This is a genomic window from Psychromonas sp., from assembly GCF_041586535.1.
Classification (GTDB): domain Bacteria; phylum Pseudomonadota; class Gammaproteobacteria; order Enterobacterales; family Psychromonadaceae; genus Psychromonas.
Map to the genome: position 1 here is coordinate 1 of NZ_JBFGZY010000027.1, position 18,370 is coordinate 18,370.

Sequence of the window (18,370 nt, forward strand, 5' to 3'; positions counted from 1 at the left end):
CTGACCTGGCTGGAAAGCGGGGATCCGGATAATTTTGAGCGTATTAAAGCAGCACTGTAAGGCGTAACCAGGGCATTTTCCGGGCGGCAAAACTGTCGATTAAAGACACTGGGGTTACGCGGCTGGCCTAATCTGACCTGGCTTGAAAGCGGGGATCGGGATAATTTTGAGCGTATTAAAGCAGCACTGTAAGGCGTAACCAGGGCATTTGCCGGGCGGCAAAACTGTCGATTAAAGACACTGGGGCTACGTGGCTGGCCTAATCTGACCTGGCTGGAAAGCGGGGATCCGGATAATTTTGAGCGTATTAAAGCAGCACTGTAAGGCGTAACCAGGGCATTTTCCGGGCGGCAAAACTGTCGATTAAAGACACTGGGGTTACGTGGCTGGTCGAAACTGATTTGGCTGGAAAGTGGCAACTTTATTTTTTTAGAATCTAAGAATCCGAATTATGCGTTACGAGCTTCGAGTCGAGAGTTACGATGTTCGTAGCTCGAAACTCTACGCCCGCTACCCGCTGCCAGTCCCCGATAGTCCCTTACAACATATCCGCCAACGGCGACCTAATATTTTTCTATTTTGTTTTTTATGAAAGTATCTTATTGTAACAGTTGTACTTTCCTTTTATTACTGATGTAATATTAAGCGAACTTTTCAAGGGAATGGTAAAAAAAGAGCGCTTGATTTAAGACTCAGGTGTTGTTAGAAAGTGTTATGGATCAAAGTTTTGAGCAATCAAATCAGTTTTTATTTAACCATTGTTTATACTCAGTCGGTATCTAATAATAATAAGGAAAACAAATGGCCAAAGGACAATCACTTCAAGACCCGTTTCTAAATGCATTACGCAAAGAGCACATTCCTGTCGCAATTTATTTAGTGAATGGTATAAAATTACAGGGACAAATTGAGTCTTTTGATCAATTTGTTATCTTGTTAAAAAATACAGTGAGCCAAATGGTATACAAACATGCTATTTCAACGGTTGTGCCGGCTCGCGCTATCGCACCTATCCAACACGTTGAGAATGACTAGGCAACAAATCGTTTATTGATTAATTTCGGCTCGCTTAATACGAGCCATTTGTCCACATCTGACCATTTTATTTTATCCTATCCTTATAGTGCTTATGGTAGGATAATCGTTCTTGCTTCCCTTCTATATTGGAGATTTATTTGTTTGATCGTTACGAGGCCGGAGAACAGGCTGTTTTAGTTCATATCACTTTTTCTGATGAAAATAATAAAGAAGATCTTGATGAGCTGAAGCTATTAGTCAGTTCAGCCGGTGTAAATTCGCTTGGTACTGTTACAGGTCCCCGCAAATCCCCTCATGCCCGTTATTTTGTCGGCACAGGTAAAGCTCAGGAAATTGCTGATACAGTAAAAACACTCGGTGCGGATGTGGTTATTTTTAACCATGCTTTGAGCCCCGCCCAACAGCGTAATTTAGAAACATTATGCGAATGTTTGGTGTTAGACAGAACCGCATTGATCCTGGACATTTTTGCACAGCGTGCACGCACCTACGAAGGTAAATTACAGGTGGAATTAGCTCAGTTACGCCATCTGTCTACGCGGCTTATTCGTGGCTGGACCCATTTGGAACGACAAAAAGGCGGTATCGGATTACGTGGTCCGGGTGAAACACAATTAGAAACTGACAGACGTTTATTACGCGCACGTATCAGCACCATCAGATCGCGTTTGGCAAAAGTGGAAAAACAACGGGAGCAGGGGCGTCGCTCCCGTCAGCGTAATGAGGTGCCGACAATATCACTGGTTGGTTATACCAATGCCGGTAAATCTACGCTGTTTAATCAGATTACCGATGCCGGTGTATATGCTGCCGATCAGCTCTTCGCAACCCTGGATCCGACCCTGCGTAAAATTGATGTGAGCGATGTCGGAAACTGTATTTTAGCCGATACGGTAGGTTTTATCCGTCATTTACCCCATGATCTGGTTGCCGCATTTAAAGCGACCCTGCAGGAAACCCGTGATGCAACATTATTGTTACATGTTGTTGATTGTGCTGATGAGTGTTATCACGACAATATTAAAGCCGTAGAGACCGTTCTGGAAGAGATCGATGCCGGCGAAGTGCCGCAGCTGATGATTATGAATAAAATCGATGCGCTGCAAGATATCCGTCCGCATATCGATTTTGACGAATCGGGTAAACCGGTCAGAGTATGGTTATCTGCACAAACCGGTGCAGGTGTTGAACTGTTATTTGAGGCGTTAACTACTCTGTTATCAGGGCAAATTCGTTCGCTGCAGCTTGCTATACCGCCAAGCGATGGCAAATTACGCGCCTTGTTTTATCAGTTGGACTGCATTGAAAATGAGTCTTATGCCGAAAATGGTGATTGTATAGTGGATATCCGTTTAAATAATATCGAATGGCAACGCTTGATAAAGCAGCAGGGTGGCACCATAGAAAGTTATATTGTTGATGCAAAATAGCCTATTTTGATCAACTCGTTGCATATTATGTCATGTTTTCTTTATTATTCTGATGAACATTGATACATTGCTTTAACATTTTTGTTTTATTATATCGGGAGCTATATATGGCTTGGAACGAACCGGGAAAAGATAAAGACCCGTGGAATAACAACGGTAAAAAGAATGATCAGGGGCCACCTGATCTTGATGTTGTTTTTAAAAAATTATCGAAATTATTAGGCGGTTTAACGGGTAAAAAGCCATCCTCAGACGATGACGGTTCAAATGGCGGCGGTAATATTGCCATTATCGCGGTTTTTGCTGTGCTTGCTGTGGTTTGGTTTATCAGCGGTTGGTACACAATTAAAGAATCAGATCGGGGAGTTGTATTACGCTTCGGTGCTTACCATTCTCAAGTTGATCCCGGTTTACATTGGCACCCTAATTTTATTGATGAAATTATTCCGATTAACGTTGAAGCATTCCGTACCATGCCGACCACCGGCTTTATGCTCACGGAAGATGAAAACATTGTTCAGGTGTCCATGGAAGTGCAGTACCGTATTGTTACGCCGGAAAAATACCTGTTTAGTGTAACCAATGCCGATAACAGTTTATTACAGGCATTAGATAGTTCATTGCGCTTTATTGTCGGTCACTCGACTATGGATGATGTGCTGACCACCGGACGTGAAAGCGTGCGCCAGCAAACTTGGGAAATGCTCGACACTATCATTGAACCCTACGAGTTAGGGATCCAGATTGTTGATGTCAACTTACAGCAAACCCGTCCGCCTGAAGAAGTTAAAGATGCCTTTGATGATGCTATTTCAGCACAGGAAGATGAACAACGCTTTATCCGTGAAGCTGAAGCTTATGAGCGTGAAAAAGAGCCTATTGCACGTGGTCAGGTCAAGCGTATTGAACAGCAGGCACAGGCCTATAAAGAGGGTTTAATTTTACAGGCGCAGGGTGAAGTGGCCCGCTTTAATCAATTATTACCTGAATACCAGGCAAATCCGGAGGTGACCCGCCAGCGTTTATATCTGGAGGCAATGGAAAGTGTATTTAATAATACCTCGAAAGTATTAATTGATAATAAAGGCGGCAGTAACTTAACCTTCCTGCCATTAGATCAGTTAATGAATAAGGGGGCGTCGGCAATCGAAGCAGATCAAGGTATTTCAGAAATAGAAACACGTTCACGTGCCGATGAAAAAGCAGCTATCGATGAACGTGCCAGCCAAAATTCTTCATCAATTCGTAGCGGCAGAAGCACTGGGAGAGACTACTAATGAGAAAATTATTAATACTTCCAATATTACTGGTTCTGATTTTTATGAGCAGTGCATTTGTTATTTCGGAAGGCCAGCAGGGTATCGTGATGCAGTTCAGCAAAGTGAAACGTGACGCTGAAGGCCTGCCTGTTGCTTACCCGCCGGGTCTGCACTTTAAAGTTCCTTTTATTGATTCTGTGCGCAGTATGGATGCACGTATTCAAACTTTGGATGATCAGGCTGATCGTTTTGTCACTTCAGAGAAAAAAGATTTAATCATTGACTCTTATGTGAAATGGCAGATTGATGATTTAGCGGTTTATTTCCTGGCCACGGGCGGCAATAAAATGCAGGCGGAAGCGTTATTGAAACGTAAAATCAACAACGGATTACGTAGCGAGATCGGTTCACACACGATTAAGGAGATTGTTTCGGGTAAGCGTGGTGAGGTGATGGAAACGTCGCTTAAACGTATGGCACGCTCCAGTGAATTAGGTATCAGAGTTGTTGATGTACGGATCAAGAAAATTAACTTACCTAATGAAGTCAGCAGCAGTGTTTACAAACGTATGCGCGCAGAGCGCTTAGCCGTGGCAAAAGAGCACCGTTCTCAGGGGCAGGAGCAGTCAGAGGTGATTCGCGCCAACATAGATCGTAAGGTCTCTATTATGCTGGCTCAGGCCAATAAAGAGTCATTGGAGATTCGCGGTTCCGGTGATGCGGAGTCCTCACAGATTTATGGCGATGCTTATTCAAAAGCGCCAGAGTTCTTCTCTTTTTTACGCAGTATGCAGGCCTATCAAAAGAGTTTTACCAATAAAGATGACGTGATGGTATTAAGCCCTGATTCAGATTTCTTTAAGTATATGAATAGTACAAAATAAATCATTGCAAATGAAAAAAGGGCGATTTATCGCCCTTTTTTATGCCGTCAAGAAAATTTCTGTTCAAGAGTTAAACAAAGAACTGAATATCTTTCTTGAAATACAGGTTTAAACTTTGCTAAAATCCGCGTTTAATTCGCTAGAGATATGTGATTCTGATGGGAAATAACGTAGTAGTACTTGGCACTCAATGGGGTGACGAAGGTAAGGGCAAGGTCGTAGACCTGCTAACTGACAAAGCACAATGGGTTGTTCGCTATCAAGGTGGACACAATGCTGGACACACACTTGTAATTGATGGAGAGAAAACTGTTCTTCATCTAATTCCATCAGGCATTCTGCGCAGTAACGTGAAATGCGTTATTGGTAACGGTGTGGTTTTATCGCCTGAAGCTTTATTAAAAGAGCTGAAAATGCTTGAAGACCGCGGTGTACCGGCGAAAGAACGCCTGTTTATCAGTGAAGGTTGTCCTTTGATTCTGCCGTATCATGTTGCACTTGATGTTGCGCGTGAACAGGCTCGTGGTAATAAAGCTATCGGTACAACAGGCCGTGGTATAGGTCCTGCGTACGAAGATAAAGTGGCTCGCCGCGGTTTACGTGTTGACGATCTGTTCAATATGGACAGCTTTGCGATTAAGCTGAAAGAGGTGGTTGATTACCATAACTTCCAGTTAGTTAACTACTACAAAGTAGAAGCGGTTAACTATGAAGAAGTATTAAAACAGGTGCAGGAAGTTGCAGACCTGTTAATCGGTATGGTTATTGACGTAACCGATGAGCTGGATAAAGCCCGTTTACGCGGTGAAAATATCTTATTTGAAGGTGCTCAAGGCACATTGCTCGATATTGACCATGGTACATACCCTTATGTAACTTCTTCAAACACTACTGCTGGCGGCGTTGCGACCGGAAGTGGATTTGGTCCGGCACATATCGATTATGTTTTAGGTATTGTTAAAGCCTATACAACACGTGTTGGCTCCGGTCCTTTCCCGACGGAACTTTATGATGGGATAGACAAGCTGGATCCTGCCGGTAAACATCTTGGCACTGTCGGTCATGAGTTTGGTGCGACAACCGGACGTTTACGCCGTACGGGCTGGTTTGATGCGGTAGCAATCAAGCGTGCGGTACAATTAAACAGTATTACCGGTTTTTGCTTAACCAAACTGGATGTATTAGACGGTTTGAAAGAGATCAAAATCTGTACCGGTTACACCATGCCAAATGGCAAGGTGGTGGATGTTCCTCCAATGTGTGCCGATGGTTATGAAGTTGCTGTTCCAATCTATGAAACTATGCCCGGCTGGACTGAAAGTTCATTCGGTGTGACTTCATTTGATGCACTGCCAGCCAATGCCCAGGCTTATATCAAGCGTCTGGAAGAGATCACCGGCGTACCAATGGATATTATCTCCACTGGCCCGGATCGTAATGAAACAATGATTCAAGTTAATCCTTTTAACTAAATCATTGCCCATTCATTAACAGTGAATGATTAATAAAAAGCCCTTGGCATTGATAATGTTAAGGGCTTTTTTGATCTGCCAATAAAATACCTTAATACCCTTGTAAGAAAAATTAATAACAGCAAGATAACGCTAATTTCTATTTTTGGAAGTTTGACTTCAGGCGCGCCAGTGCTAACACTCTGCTTAACAATTTAAACATAGATCAATTACCTTTCAGATTGCTATTATCGTTGATTTTAGACGGCAGGATTGTTCAGGTTAAGCCTCACTGGGCTGGGGGAGATTAATCTAAGCTGGAGCAAAGCCTTTAACACTGTAGAGCAGTTAAAGGCTCTTTTAATTGGAGGTTAAGATTTTCTATCTGCTGCAATATGCGCGAGACTGATCAGTGCCTGCTTATATTCACTGTCTGGAAGAACGGCTATTGCCGCGATGGCCTTGTCAGCTTCTTCAAGTGCACGCTGTCTGGTGTACTCTAATGCCTTCGTATCGTGCAGTGCCTGTATGATTTCATCAAAGTGCTGCATACCGTTGGCTTTTTCAATTGCCTCCCTGATAAGCGCTACTTGTTTGTTGTTACCGTGTTGAATTGCGTATAAAAGCGGCAGGGTAGGTTTACCTTCCGCTAAGTCATCTCCGGTGTTTTTTCCCATCTCTTGTGCATCGGAGTTATAATCCATCACATCATCGGTTAACTGGAATGCAGTCCCTAAATATTTACCATAATCGCGTAACGCAGTTTCAACTTCCGGAGACTGCCCTCCTAATACAGCGACAAGTTGGGTTGCCGCTTCAAATAGTTTAGCGGTTTTAAAGTAGATAACGTCCATATAGCTTTTTTCAGTGGTATCTGGGTCATTGCAGTTCATCAGCTGTAAAACTTCCCCTTCGGCAATAACATTGGTTGCCGAAGACAAAATATCCATCACTTTTAAATTACGCAATTCGGTCATCATCTGAAAAGAGCGGGTATATAAGAAATCACCCACTAATACGCTTGCCGCAGAGCCGAATAGTGCATTGGCGGTCTGTTTGCCGCGACGCAAATCAGATTCATCCACAACGTCATCGTGCAGTAAGGTTGCGGTATGGATAAATTCGATAATCGCGGCAAGTTTAGTGATGTGCAAATCATGAATGTTAAGTGCTTTGGCTGCTAATACGGTAATTAACGGACGAATACGTTTACCACCGCTGTTGATAATGTAAAAACCCAATTGATTAATTAAAGCGACATCCGAACTTAATTGTTCCGTGATAAGTTGATTAACCTGATGCATTTCAGTTGTAGAAATGTGCTGAATTATTTTGATGTCCATGAGCCTAACAGTCCGAATTATCACACTTAATAAAGAAAGCGTATTATTGCTGTTTATGGAGGACAGCACAACTGCTCAACGCATAAAATGGCTAACTTGTAGCCATCTGCGTAACCAGCGCAGTATTTTCTGTGAAAATTGTCATTTTTTATCGATCAAAAGGCTTATACCCCGAACTCAGTCTTTTTTTATCCAGGCTGTGGAACCGTATTTTGAGCTGCCCTGGGCAACTATTAATTCAGCTGATAGGCGGTTTGTTTGTGTATCCCCTGATACTTCAAGATGCAAAGTCAGCAAGGTCAACTAGACATAAAATTGAAGTCTAGTTATTCTACAGAGATATTTTATAACAAAGCAGATTGGTGCAATTTCCCTTGCCCTACGGGGCGCGAGCTCGAAAACCAGTTCTGCGTTGCAGCAATCGAAAAGGGAGTAACCATTACCTCATGTTGCGCCTTGCTCTGGTTTCCAAGCTCGTGCCTGACAAAGCATTTTGAAGTAACATGGGGATAGTAATTAAATTACAATATTTTTCGTGAATATCATTGCCAACAAGGCTCATTTGCCGTAAACTCCGCCTCCATTGTGATTAATAAGTGTGCTCTCGTTGCTCAGTTTCGAATGAAATAGCAATGAGATGCCTGAACGGAGTAAGAAACATGTACGCTGTTATCCAGAGTGGTGGCAAGCAACACCGTGTAGCTGTTGAACAAACTCTTCGTTTGGAAAAACTAGACGTTGAAGCTGGTGCAACTGTAGAATTTGATAAAGTTCTTCTAGTAGCAAATGCTGAAGATGTTAAAGTTGGTGTTCCATACGTTGAAGGAAGTAAAGTTACTGCTGAAGTAGTAGCTCACGGTCGTGGCAAGAAAGTAAAAATCGTTAAGTTCCGCCGTCGTAAGCACTCGCGTAAACAAGCGGGTCATCGTCAGTGGTTTACTGAAGTTAAAATTACTGCAATTAACGCTTAATTAGGAGTTATTAAAAATGGCACATAAAAAAGCTGGTGGTAGTACTAATAACGGTCGCGATTCAGAAAGTAAACGCCTAGGTGTTAAACGTTTTGGTGGCGAATCAGTTCTAGCTGGTAATATTCTTGTTCGTCAACGTGGTACTAAATTCCACGCTGGCACTAATGTTGGTATCGGTAAAGACCATACTCTTTTTGCTAAAGCTACTGGTGTAGTTAAGTTTGAAAAGAAAGGTCCTAAAATGCGTAGCTTCATTAGCATCGTAGCTGAATAATTTCAGTTCCGACTAAAGAGTTTTAAAAGCCTCGCTGATGCGGGGCTTTTTTTTTACCTTAAATTTAAACAACGTACTTATTTCTATTAATATATGAATATGTTCAATAGAAATGAGTATAATTATACTTTATGCCGTTCCGGATAGGTAAACGGGCTTAAATTTCGCGGATAAATTAATGACCAAAGGGCTTTTGCTTAGCAGGCAGTCTGGCACAATGCTCGTTCATTTTGTCCCGTTGGATTGTCCAGAGAGTTATCCGCAGTGGTGTTATACAAACCAAACTATTGTGTTGGTTTCTTGGAGGTTGTAATGAAGTTTGTTGATGAAGCAAAAATAAAGGTTGATGCCGGAGATGGCGGCAACGGTGTTATTGGCTTCCGTACCGAAAAATATATTCCTCGTGGTGGCCCGAATGGAGGCGATGGCGGTGATGGTGGAGACGTTTATCTGCAGGCGGATGAAAATTTAAATACACTTATCGATTTCCGCTTTGTTCGCTTTTATGCGGCTGAGCGTGGTGAAAATGGCCAGACTCGAGACTGTACCGGCTCTCGCGGTAGCGATAAAATTATTAAAGTACCTGTGGGTACACGTTGCCGTGACGATGATACAGGTGAGATTCTTGGTGATTTAACTAAAGACGGGCAAAAACTGATGGTCGCCAAAGGTGGCTTCCACGGTTTGGGTAATGCGCGCTTTAAAAGCAGTACGAACCGTGCGCCTCGTCAAAAGACGGATGGCACACCCGGTGAAGTGCGCAACTTGCTTTTAGAATTGTTGTTACTTGCCGATGTGGGCATGTTAGGTCTGCCTAATGCGGGTAAATCTACTTTCATACGCAGCGTTTCTGCAGCAAAACCTAAAGTGGCGGATTATCCTTTTACCACCTTAATTCCCAATCTGGGTGTGGTGAGTATGGGGCATGGGCGTAGCTTTGTGATTGCGGATATTCCCGGCTTAATTGAAGGGGCGTCTGAAGGGGCCGGTCTTGGCACACGCTTCCTGCGTCATCTGGAACGTTGTCGTGTATTGCTGCATATGATTGATTTATTACCGGCTGATGGCAGTGACCCTGCGCAAAATGCTTTAGTGATTATCGAAGAGCTGAAAAAACACAGCCCTAAATTGGCCACTAAACCGCGTTGGTTAATCTTTAATAAAACCGATCTTTTGCTGGAAGATGAAGCCGAATTAGTGATGCAGAGTGTTATCGATGCGCTGCAATGGGATGGCCCTGTTTATAAAGTAGCTGCTATTTCAAAAACCGGCACGCAGCAGGTTTGTCAGAATGTAGTTGATTATTTAGAAGAGTTACCGACAGAATTTACGCCTGAGGAAGAGCGTCAGCAGGTTGAATTCCAGTGGGATGATTATCATCAGTCAACTATTGATGAAGTCGCAGGCGATTTCGATGATGAAGAGGACGACTGGGATGAGGATGATGAGATGATGGAAGTCATCTACGTTAAGGAATAACTGGGTAAAGTATCATGGGTATAACCCTTTCTTAATCTTTAAAAACGCTGCCCGGGTTAACCCTGCAGCGTTTTTTTATGGAAGAAAGATTTTTGGCCGATCTTTGCATTTTTTACTCTGGATAATGAAAGCGTCACTGCCTGCAAAACTTTTCGCTGTTATACCAATTCCGATAATTAGATGATCTATTTAGGCGTAGAAAAAATGGATGAAAGCAAGGCATTGATTGCAGTAACTAGTTGTTCTAATTACAAAATCGATAACACAGCTAGCATTCATTTTAGCAAGTATAAATGAGTAGATAGTTATCGGATTTGGTATTATTAATGTCTGGGACGCGCTTATCCATCCCCGTGTCTATAAATCAGCGTGGCCGGAGGAAAAGGTGCTTGAGCGCATTCGTGAGCAGTCAGGAAAACATTTTGATCCGAATGTGGTCAAGCTGTTTTTAGAAAACTATGCGCAGATAGTGGCAAGTGCAAAAGCAACTCAAAGTGACTTTTCTGCCAGCAGATAAGCTTGCGCTTCACGTTGTACATTGTCCAGTTCATCTAATAGCTCCAGTAACTCCGGTTCCAAGAGAGCCGGTGTAATACCTTGTTTTAACTCATTTTCAATCAGCCGGGCAATATCTTTAAGTTTAGGTACACCACTGTAACTGCATCCGCCGTGAAATTTATGGATAATTTGGGCAAAGTGGACATTATCAAGATCGCCATCCAGTGCTTTATTTGTCTGTTTTTGTATTTCTGCAAATTCGTTAAGTAACATGGTCAACATCTCTTTAGCAAGATCGGCTTTGCCGGCGGATTGTTTTAATGCCAGAGACCAATCAAAAGAGCGGTTTTTTGGTGCAGGTTTATCGCTTGAGTTTAACGCGGGTAGCGAGGATTTACTGTCGATTGCTTTTGCGAGAGGAGCCCATTTGTTAATAATTTTCTGCAGCGCAATTTCATCAATCGGTTTTGCTAAGCAATCATCCATGCCCTGCTGCAGAAACTGCTCTTTTTCGCCGGGCAGGATATGTGCAGTGACCGCGATAACCGGGGTGTTGTTATTGATGTTTCCCGTTTTGATCTGCAGACAGGCATTAATGCCGTCCAATACCGGCATCTGGATATCCATGAAAATAAGATCAAAGTGTTGTAATTTGGATTGCTCAACCGCTTGTTGACCATTAGTGCAGGTTGTTACGCTATTGGTGCGATCTGCCAACATGGCGGAAATAAGCTTTAGATTAGCAGGGTTGTCATCTACGGCCATGACATTGATATCCTTGCGCACGAAGATAGGTAATACCTTCTGACGGATAGCTGCATTGCTGCCCTGGTTATTTGAGATAAGTGCATTAGAGAAATTTTTATAATTGATAGGCTTACTCAAGCAGTGTTTAATACCTGTTGCCATCAGCGTTTCATAGATACTCGGATCGCTGGAATTGAGCAATATAATAATGTTGTCGGTAAATAACTTAGCTTGCTCGATATGATGGAGCAGCGGCTGCAGGTTCTGGCAGTTACTGTATCCGATAACAATACTGTCATACTGTTTTTTTAATAATCGCTGCCATTGCTGATCTGTTTCTGCCAGTGAAGGTTCCGTTTTCCACTGATTGAGCAATTGTAAGCACGCCCGCGCAGCATATTTGTTGCCTTCATAAACTAAAACCGTCCTTTGATACAAATTTGGCAGCGCGGCACTGTTGAGTGCTGCTCTGTTGCTTTTTTCTATCACAATGGTAAACCAGAAGGTCGAACCTTGTCCCGGGGTAGAAATTAAATCAATATTACCCTGCATCTCTTTGACCAGTTTTTGGGTGATCACTAGCCCTAAGCCCGTACCGCCATACTGCCGGGTGATACTGGTATCTGCCTGACCGAAGGCTTTGAACAGTTGCGCCTGCTGCTTTTCTGAAATACCGATACCGGTATCTGAGATCATCATTTTAAGGGTCACTTTATCCTTGTCGTTTGTTTCTGCTTCAATGCGTTGAATTTGTACTTCAATATTGCCTGTTTCGGTAAACTTGATAGCATTGCCGATTAAATTGGTTAAAATCTGCTGCAGACGCATTGCGTCACCAAACACCTCGTGCGGTACTTCTGGGGCGACCATAATACTTAGTTCAAGTTTTTTTTCATGGGCGCTCGGGGCGAGCAGGTGCATCGTCTCATCGATGCAGTCCCGGAGATCAAAAGGGATATGCTCCAGAGTGAGTTTACCGGCTTCCAGTTTAGAAAAATCAAGGATATCATTGATGATATTAAGCAGGTTTCCGGCGGAGCGTTCGATGGTCTGCATATAATCGATTTGATTAGCTGTCAACTGTGTTTTTAAAAGCTGCCGCGCAAATCCGATCACTCCGTTAAGCGGGGTCCGCAATTCATGACTCATATTGGCTAAAAACTCAGATTTAACAAGGGCAGCCTGTTGTGCTTGTTTTTTGGTGATATCAAGCTCAATGTTCTGTACTTCCATCTGGTCCAGCGTTTCTCTTAACTCACTGGTAGCAAGATCAATACTGTCCTGCATCTCCTCATGATGTTTGGACATTGCCAGAGCCATCTGGTTAATGCCCAACTGCAGAGAAGCGATTTCTCCGGAGTAATTACCTTCTACGCGGGAATTTAATCTACCCAAACTGATCTTATCAACCACAGAGGCCATATCGGAAATGGGGCCGGTAATGCGTTTCGCCTGAGCAAAAGCAAGCAGTAAGCTGCCTAAAATGCCTAACAAGAGAACAGCGAAGGAGAGTGCGGTATCGCGATAAAGTAACAGCTCGATTTCATCGGTATTAACTTCCAGGGCCACATAACCAACAATTTTAGGCGCTTGTTCAAAGGTTGACTGGTATTCCAGAAAATTGCTTTCATCAACGATCGGGCTGCGTACTATTATCGTGTTCTGGTTATGTTCTACCTGAGTTAGGAGGGGAATCGTCTGGCCGTTGGCTATACTCAACATATCAAAGTTGCGATGATAGTTACTGGTTACAAAAAGCTGATTTTGCGCATCAAAAATAGCGATACTTTTGATCATTGGACTGTTTTTACGGTGTGTTGAGCCGATCAGGCGCCTTAGCACGGTTCGGGTTTCATCCTGTATACCGTATTCGCTGGCGATCGCCAGCGGTTCAGTGATATTAATAGCACGATTGATCAAAAAATCATTTGCCTGGTGATAACGATGGAAAGAAAAGTAACTCGCTAATATTCCGCCGATTAGAATCGTAGGCAGAATGGTAAATGCAATAACTTGTGCTCGAAGCCCGTATTTTGTCATAGATTTTTTTCTAAAATTAGTGGTATGGCCAAACTGGTTGAATCTGCATCTTCAAGTAGCCTGGCTATAATAGCAAGCCCGGAAAAAGAGGTTGTTATGCTTGCCGGCTATAATTAACCCTGTTCAGTCATCAATTTGCTATAAATGAATGCTTTTATTTCTCATTATGTGACAATAGTGTTATCGATAAATGTCAGGCTATGATGGCATAGCTTACTTCACCTGTGAATTACTTATGGCCCAGTTCTTTAAAGCATCACCCACAAATAGCAGAAAAAATTACATTTTGAAAAATGTAAAAGTTGAAAAGTTAGATCATCAGGGGCGTGGTTTAGCTTATTATCAGAATAAGCCCGTTTTTATTGAGGGTGCGCTTAGCGGTGAGTTACTTGACGTGCAAGTTACAGAAAGCAAAAAACGTTATTATAAAGCTCAAATAAAAAAGGTGATTAAGGCCAGTGAGTTAAGAGTTACACCAGTCTGCCCGCATTATCAGGAATGTGGAGGCTGTCACCTGCAGCATATCAACCAGGCTGCGCAATTACAGGTCAAATCAGAAGGTTTAATCTCATTATTTAAACGTTTTGCCAAGCAGGCTCCGCAACAGCTTGAAGCGCCAATTAGCGAGCAGGCATGGGGTTATCGTCGCACTGCCCGTTTTGGTTTACAATTTGATAAAAAAAATAAGATGCTTAAGATGGGGTTCAGGCGTGCTCAAAGTAATAATCTGATCGACCAGAAGGTTTGCCCGATATTATTACCTGAATTGGAAGGTTTAATTCCAGATATTAAGGTTTTATTAAACAGTTTACAGGGCAAAGCGGATTTAGGGCATATTGAGCTGCTTTATGCAGATCAGGGGCCGGTGGTGCTATTACGTCACCTGAAAGCCTTAACTGCATCGGATGTAAAGCTTATAAAGGAGTTTTCAGAGCAGCAACAGTTGAACTTTTTTGTTCAACCTTCTACTAATCAGTGTATCTGTCTGGCTGGTGAGGAAAATCTCAGTTACCAGCTGCCGGAATGGGGCTGTTCTGTGCATTTTTCACCGGGCGATTTTCTCCAGGTAAATGCTAATGTAAATCAAAAAATGGTTACTCAGGCATTACAATGGCTGAATTTAGAAAAAACCGATCAGGTATTGGATCTTTTCTGTGGTTTAGGTAATTTCACTTTACCTGTTGCCCGCCATGTTGAATCGGTTGTGGGGATTGAGGGCGTGCAGAAAATGGTGGATCGTGCCAGCGCCAATGCCCGATTAAATAAACTGGATAATGTGCAATTTTACCAGGCGGATTTAAGTGCTGAAAACTTAACCCGGCAGGAATGGGCTAAACAGGATTTTAATAAGGTATTACTGGATCCTGCACGCGCGGGGGCATTGGATTGTTTGACATTTATAACAGACATAAAACCGTCGCACATTGTCTATGTTTCCTGTGATCCGCTGACTCTGGCACGCGACAGCCAGGTGTTGCTTGATAGTGGCTATAAATTAGCTAAATTAGGCTTGCTGGATATGTTCCCGCAAACCGGACATATGGAATCCATGGCATTGTTTACTGCTTAGTTTTATTCGAAGCAGATAAGCAAATGAGTTGATATAAGCTCAGGTAAGTTAAAAAAGCAAGATGCTGGACTGGGCAACAGCTGGTTATTGGGGTTGAAAACAACGTAGTTATTTTTTATTTTAAGCAGGTCCTAACCTGGATTGTTGTTATTTGAATTTTTGGAGTTTCGTTTAATGGTTTCAGTCAGAGATACGCATTTTTATCAGACCGCGCAAAAAAACCCTCAAAAATGGGTAACAACTTTAGGCTTAAGTAACGCTGATCAAAAAAAATTATTAGATAATTACGAAAAAACAATCAGTCTGTGCACCACAAGTGAGCAGTTTCCCTTGTTGGAGCTGGGCACTGAGATGGTTGAGATCTTAGTCACCTTAAGCATGGATATGGACACCCTGAACGCTGCATTAATCTTTCCTCTGCTGGATCACAACATCATCACTCAGGAACAAGTTGATGAATTGTGGCCTAAACGCGTCGCCAAGCTGGTTAAGGGAGCGACGGATATGGAAGGTATCCGGGCCCTACAAAACAAAGGGGAACTCAAAAGTAATGCGGCGCAAGTGGATAACCTGCGCCATATGTTACTGGCCATGGTTGAAGATGTCCGCGCTGTTGTTATCAAACTTGCAGAGCGAATCTGCTATTTACGTCAGGTTAAGCTGGCCGATGAAAACAAAAGGGTATTAGTTGCCAGTGAAATATCATCGATCTATGCGCCTCTGGCTAACCGCCTGGGGATTGGGCAGCTAAAATGGGAATTAGAAGATCTGGCATTTAGATATTTAGAGCCGGATACCTACAAAAAAATAGCTAAACAGCTTGATGAAAAACGTATCGATCGTGAAAACTATATTCAAAGTTTTGTCACTACCGTACAAAACGCCCTGAAAGAGATGCATGTTAATGGTACTGCTTATGGCCGCCCTAAACATATTTACAGCATTTACCGGAAAATGCAGAAAAAAAACCTCGAGTTTGAAGAACTTTATGATGTACGGGCGGTGCGTGTTGTTGTTGAAAAACTGCAGGATTGTTATGCCGCATTAGGCGCTATTCATACCAAGTGGCGGCATATTCCGAGTGAATTTGATGATTATATTGCCAATCCCAAAGCCAATGGATACCAGTCTATCCATACCGTTGTATTAGGGCCGGAAGGCAAGGCCATTGAGGTGCAGATACGTACCCAGCAGATGCATGAAGATTCAGAACTGGGGGTTGCCGCACACTGGAAATACAAAGAGGGCAGTGCCGGTGGTAAAGCCGCTGGTGGTTATGAAGAGAAGATCGCCTGGTTGCGCAAGTTGCTTGCCTGGCAGGAAGAGATTGCTGATAGTGATGATCTGGTTGATGAAGTACGCAGTCAGGTTTTTGACGATCGGGTCTATGTTTTTACTCCCAAAGGTGAAGTGATTGACCTGCCGGCAGGCTCTACGCCGCTGGATTTTGCTTATTATATACACAGCCAGATCGGGCACCGCTGTATTGGTGCTAAGATAGCGAATCATATTGTCCCCTTTACTTATCATCTAAAAACCGGTGATCAGGTGGAGATACTTACCCAGAAAGAACCCAATCCAAGCCGGGACTGGCTCAACCCTAACTTAGGCTATATCAATGCTCCCCGTGCCAGAAATAAGGTCGCATCCTGGTTCAGAAAACAGGATCGGGATAAAAATGTGCAGGCCGGTCGAGAATTATTAGAAAATGAACTGGCCAAACTTAAGCTGAAACTAAGTGATGTCTCCCCTGCGGTGGAGCGTTTTAATGTCAGTTCTGTGGAGGATATTTTTGCCGGTATCGGTAATGGTGATTTACGCATTAATCAGCTTTTGCACTTTTTAGATGATCATTATCATCAGCAGACATTAGCAGAGCAGGATAAGGCAGCCTTAGAAGCATTGGAAAAACGCAGTAGTGCCTTTGTTGCTAAACCTGCCGGTAATAATATTGTGATCGAAGGCGAGCGTAATTTACTGCATAGTATCGCCCGTTGCTGCCAACCTATTCCCGGTGAACCTATTGAAGGTTATATTACCCAGGGGCGGGGGATTTCAGTGCACCGTAAAGCTTGTGAGCAATTAGCTGATTTGCGTGAAGCACATCCGGAAAGAATCATTGCTGCTGCCTGGGAGGGAACTGATTCATCAGGTTATTCACTAACGCTTCGTGTGGAGGCATTGGATCGCAGCGGTCTGTTAAAAGATATCACCACGCTATTATCCAATGAAAAAATCAATGTTCTCGGGGTTAACAGTATGACCAATGTTAAAACTCAGACAGCGATTATCGATTTGAATTTGGAAATACGCAATAGTGACAACATCGCTAAGATTCAGACTAAATTAAAGCAATTAAAAGATGTTTCAGATATCAGACGATTGTAACAGCATGCCCCTCTGTGGTGCGGCAGAGGGGGAGTTAGATTGGTTTACTACTGGTTAAAATGTTCTTTAGAAAAAGCAATACGTTCTTCTACGCTCATTTTAGAGGTATCACCAAGGCTTTCAATGAGTTTTAGGCGCGGAAGAATACCCTGACCATTGGCGACCTGAATCGCCAGGCCAGGTCGGGCATTGAGCTCCAGTAACATCGGTCCTTGCTCACGGTCCAGTACCATATCCGTTCCTATATAACCCATTTCGGTCATTTCATAACAACTGGCTGCCAGATAGATCAGACGCTCCCACTTAGGGACTTCTAAAAGTGTGAGCTGTTTATTGGTATCAGGATGATATTTAACCGGCAGGCCAAATTGTACCGCATGCAGTGCTTTGCCGGTAGCGATATTAAGGCCCACTCCCACCGCGCCCTGATGCAGGTTAGCTTTACCATCAGATGCTGATGTGGAAAGGCGCATCATTGCCATTACCGGAAAGCCTTTGAATACGATCACCCTAACATCCGGTACCCCTTCAAAGCTGAAGCCGTCAAAGGCATTATCAAATTGGATTAAACCTTCAACGACGGCAACATCGGGGCTTCCTCCTAAACTGAATAAGCCGGCGAGAATATCGGTGACATGGCGTTTAATTTCAGAAAGACTCTCTTCTTTGCCATTACCTTTATAATAACGGCCGTGTTCAATTTTGGTGATGATCAGAATACCTTTACCACCACTCCCTTTAGCAGGTTTGATAACAAATCCGGGTACACCTTTGATATAGTCCTCAACATGCTCAACTTCCACCTGCATGGATATAACACCTAAAAGAGCCGGTGTGGTTACCTGTGCTTCATGGGCAATAATTTTGGTTTTAAGTTTATTATCCACTAACGGGTATAATCTGCGCGGGTTATAGCGGCCGATATAACCGCTATTACGCTGATTCATGCCCATAATACCTTTTTTTTTCAGCTTAAAAGGATTGGCGAAAAACATAGT

General features: G+C 43.1%; 15 protein-coding genes. 11 read left to right on the forward strand and 4 right to left on the reverse strand.

Annotated elements, in window-relative coordinates:
- Window positions 1-419 (reverse strand): hypothetical protein (locus ABZA00_RS04780; protein ID WP_372881000.1); only part of this gene is annotated, 419 nt, incomplete at its 3' end.
- Between the two features lie 382 nt (window positions 420-801).
- Here ABZA00_RS04780 and hfq point away from each other — a divergent pair.
- The 5 genes from hfq to ABZA00_RS04805 all read left to right on the forward strand — a co-directional run bounded on the left by hfq (window position 802) and on the right by ABZA00_RS04805 (window position 6,083).
- Entirely contained in the window at window positions 802-1,035 is a 234-nt protein-coding gene (gene hfq, locus ABZA00_RS04785; RefSeq protein ID WP_372881001.1) for an RNA chaperone Hfq, read from the forward strand.
- A gap of 140 nt (window positions 1,036-1,175) precedes the next feature.
- Window positions 1,176-2,468 carry a ribosome rescue GTPase HflX gene (gene hflX, locus ABZA00_RS04790; RefSeq protein WP_372881002.1) on the forward strand — a complete coding sequence of 431 codons (1,293 nt, stop codon included), beginning with the start codon at window positions 1,176-1,178 and terminating at the stop codon, window positions 2,466-2,468.
- Between the two features lie 107 nt (window positions 2,469-2,575).
- A complete protein-coding gene (gene hflK, locus ABZA00_RS04795; protein ID WP_372881003.1) occupies window positions 2,576-3,745 on the forward strand; it encodes an FtsH protease activity modulator HflK in 1,170 nt (389 codons plus the stop codon).
- On the forward strand, window positions 3,745-4,611 hold the full coding sequence (gene hflC / locus ABZA00_RS04800; RefSeq protein ID WP_372881004.1) for a protease modulator HflC: 867 nt from the start codon (window positions 3,745-3,747) through the stop codon (window positions 4,609-4,611). Before hflK ends, hflC begins: the two co-directional genes overlap by 1 nt.
- 158 nt (window positions 4,612-4,769) lie before the next feature.
- Window positions 4,770-6,083, forward strand: coding sequence for an adenylosuccinate synthase (locus ABZA00_RS04805; RefSeq protein WP_372881005.1), 1,314 nt, complete (start codon window positions 4,770-4,772; stop codon window positions 6,081-6,083).
- A gap of 350 nt (window positions 6,084-6,433) precedes the next feature.
- Here ABZA00_RS04805 and ispB read toward each other — a convergent pair whose 3' ends face one another.
- Window positions 6,434-7,405, reverse strand: coding sequence for an octaprenyl diphosphate synthase (gene ispB, locus ABZA00_RS04810; RefSeq protein WP_372881006.1), 972 nt, complete (start codon window positions 7,403-7,405; stop codon window positions 6,434-6,436).
- 659 nt (window positions 7,406-8,064) lie between these two features.
- Here ispB and rplU point away from each other — a divergent pair.
- From rplU to ABZA00_RS04830, 4 genes are all read left to right on the forward strand, one after another.
- Window positions 8,065-8,376 (forward strand): 50S ribosomal protein L21, encoded by a 312-nt coding sequence (gene rplU, locus ABZA00_RS04815; RefSeq protein WP_372881007.1) that lies wholly within the window; start codon window positions 8,065-8,067, stop codon window positions 8,374-8,376.
- A 16-nt stretch (window positions 8,377-8,392) separates the two neighbouring features.
- Complete coding sequence (gene rpmA, locus ABZA00_RS04820) at window positions 8,393-8,650, forward strand: 50S ribosomal protein L27 (RefSeq protein WP_372881008.1); 258 nt, start codon at window positions 8,393-8,395, stop codon at window positions 8,648-8,650.
- A 312-nt stretch (window positions 8,651-8,962) separates the two neighbouring features.
- Window positions 8,963-10,129 carry an Obg family GTPase CgtA gene (gene cgtA, locus ABZA00_RS04825; RefSeq protein WP_372881009.1) on the forward strand — a complete coding sequence of 389 codons (1,167 nt, stop codon included), beginning with the start codon at window positions 8,963-8,965 and terminating at the stop codon, window positions 10,127-10,129.
- A 385-nt stretch (window positions 10,130-10,514) separates the two neighbouring features.
- The gene (locus tag ABZA00_RS04830) at window positions 10,515-10,646 is read left to right on the forward strand and encodes a hypothetical protein (RefSeq protein WP_372881010.1); all 132 of its coding nucleotides are present in this window, start codon (window positions 10,515-10,517) and stop codon (window positions 10,644-10,646) included.
- Here ABZA00_RS04830 and barA read toward each other — a convergent pair.
- Entirely contained in the window at window positions 10,619-13,414 is a 2,796-nt protein-coding gene (gene barA / locus ABZA00_RS04835; RefSeq protein WP_372881011.1) for a two-component sensor histidine kinase BarA, read from the reverse strand. The genes ABZA00_RS04830 and barA overlap by 28 nt on opposite strands.
- A 235-nt stretch (window positions 13,415-13,649) precedes the next feature.
- On the opposite strand from barA, the gene rlmD reads away from it, so the two are divergent.
- Together rlmD and relA are read left to right on the forward strand one after the other, a co-directional pair.
- The gene (gene rlmD / locus ABZA00_RS04840) at window positions 13,650-14,984 is read left to right on the forward strand and encodes a 23S rRNA (uracil(1939)-C(5))-methyltransferase RlmD (RefSeq protein WP_372881012.1); all 1,335 of its coding nucleotides are present in this window, start codon (window positions 13,650-13,652) and stop codon (window positions 14,982-14,984) included.
- Window positions 14,985-15,158: 174 nt separating this feature from the next.
- Window positions 15,159-17,372 carry a GTP diphosphokinase gene (gene relA, locus ABZA00_RS04845; protein ID WP_372881013.1) on the forward strand — a complete coding sequence of 738 codons (2,214 nt, stop codon included), beginning with the start codon at window positions 15,159-15,161 and terminating at the stop codon, window positions 17,370-17,372.
- Window positions 17,373-17,419: 47 nt separating this feature from the next.
- Here the strand turns inward: relA and ABZA00_RS04850 are convergent, their stop codons facing one another.
- Window positions 17,420-18,367, reverse strand: coding sequence for an alpha-L-glutamate ligase-like protein (locus ABZA00_RS04850; protein ID WP_372881014.1), 948 nt, complete (start codon window positions 18,365-18,367; stop codon window positions 17,420-17,422).
- Between the last annotated feature and the right edge of the window lie 3 nt (window positions 18,368-18,370).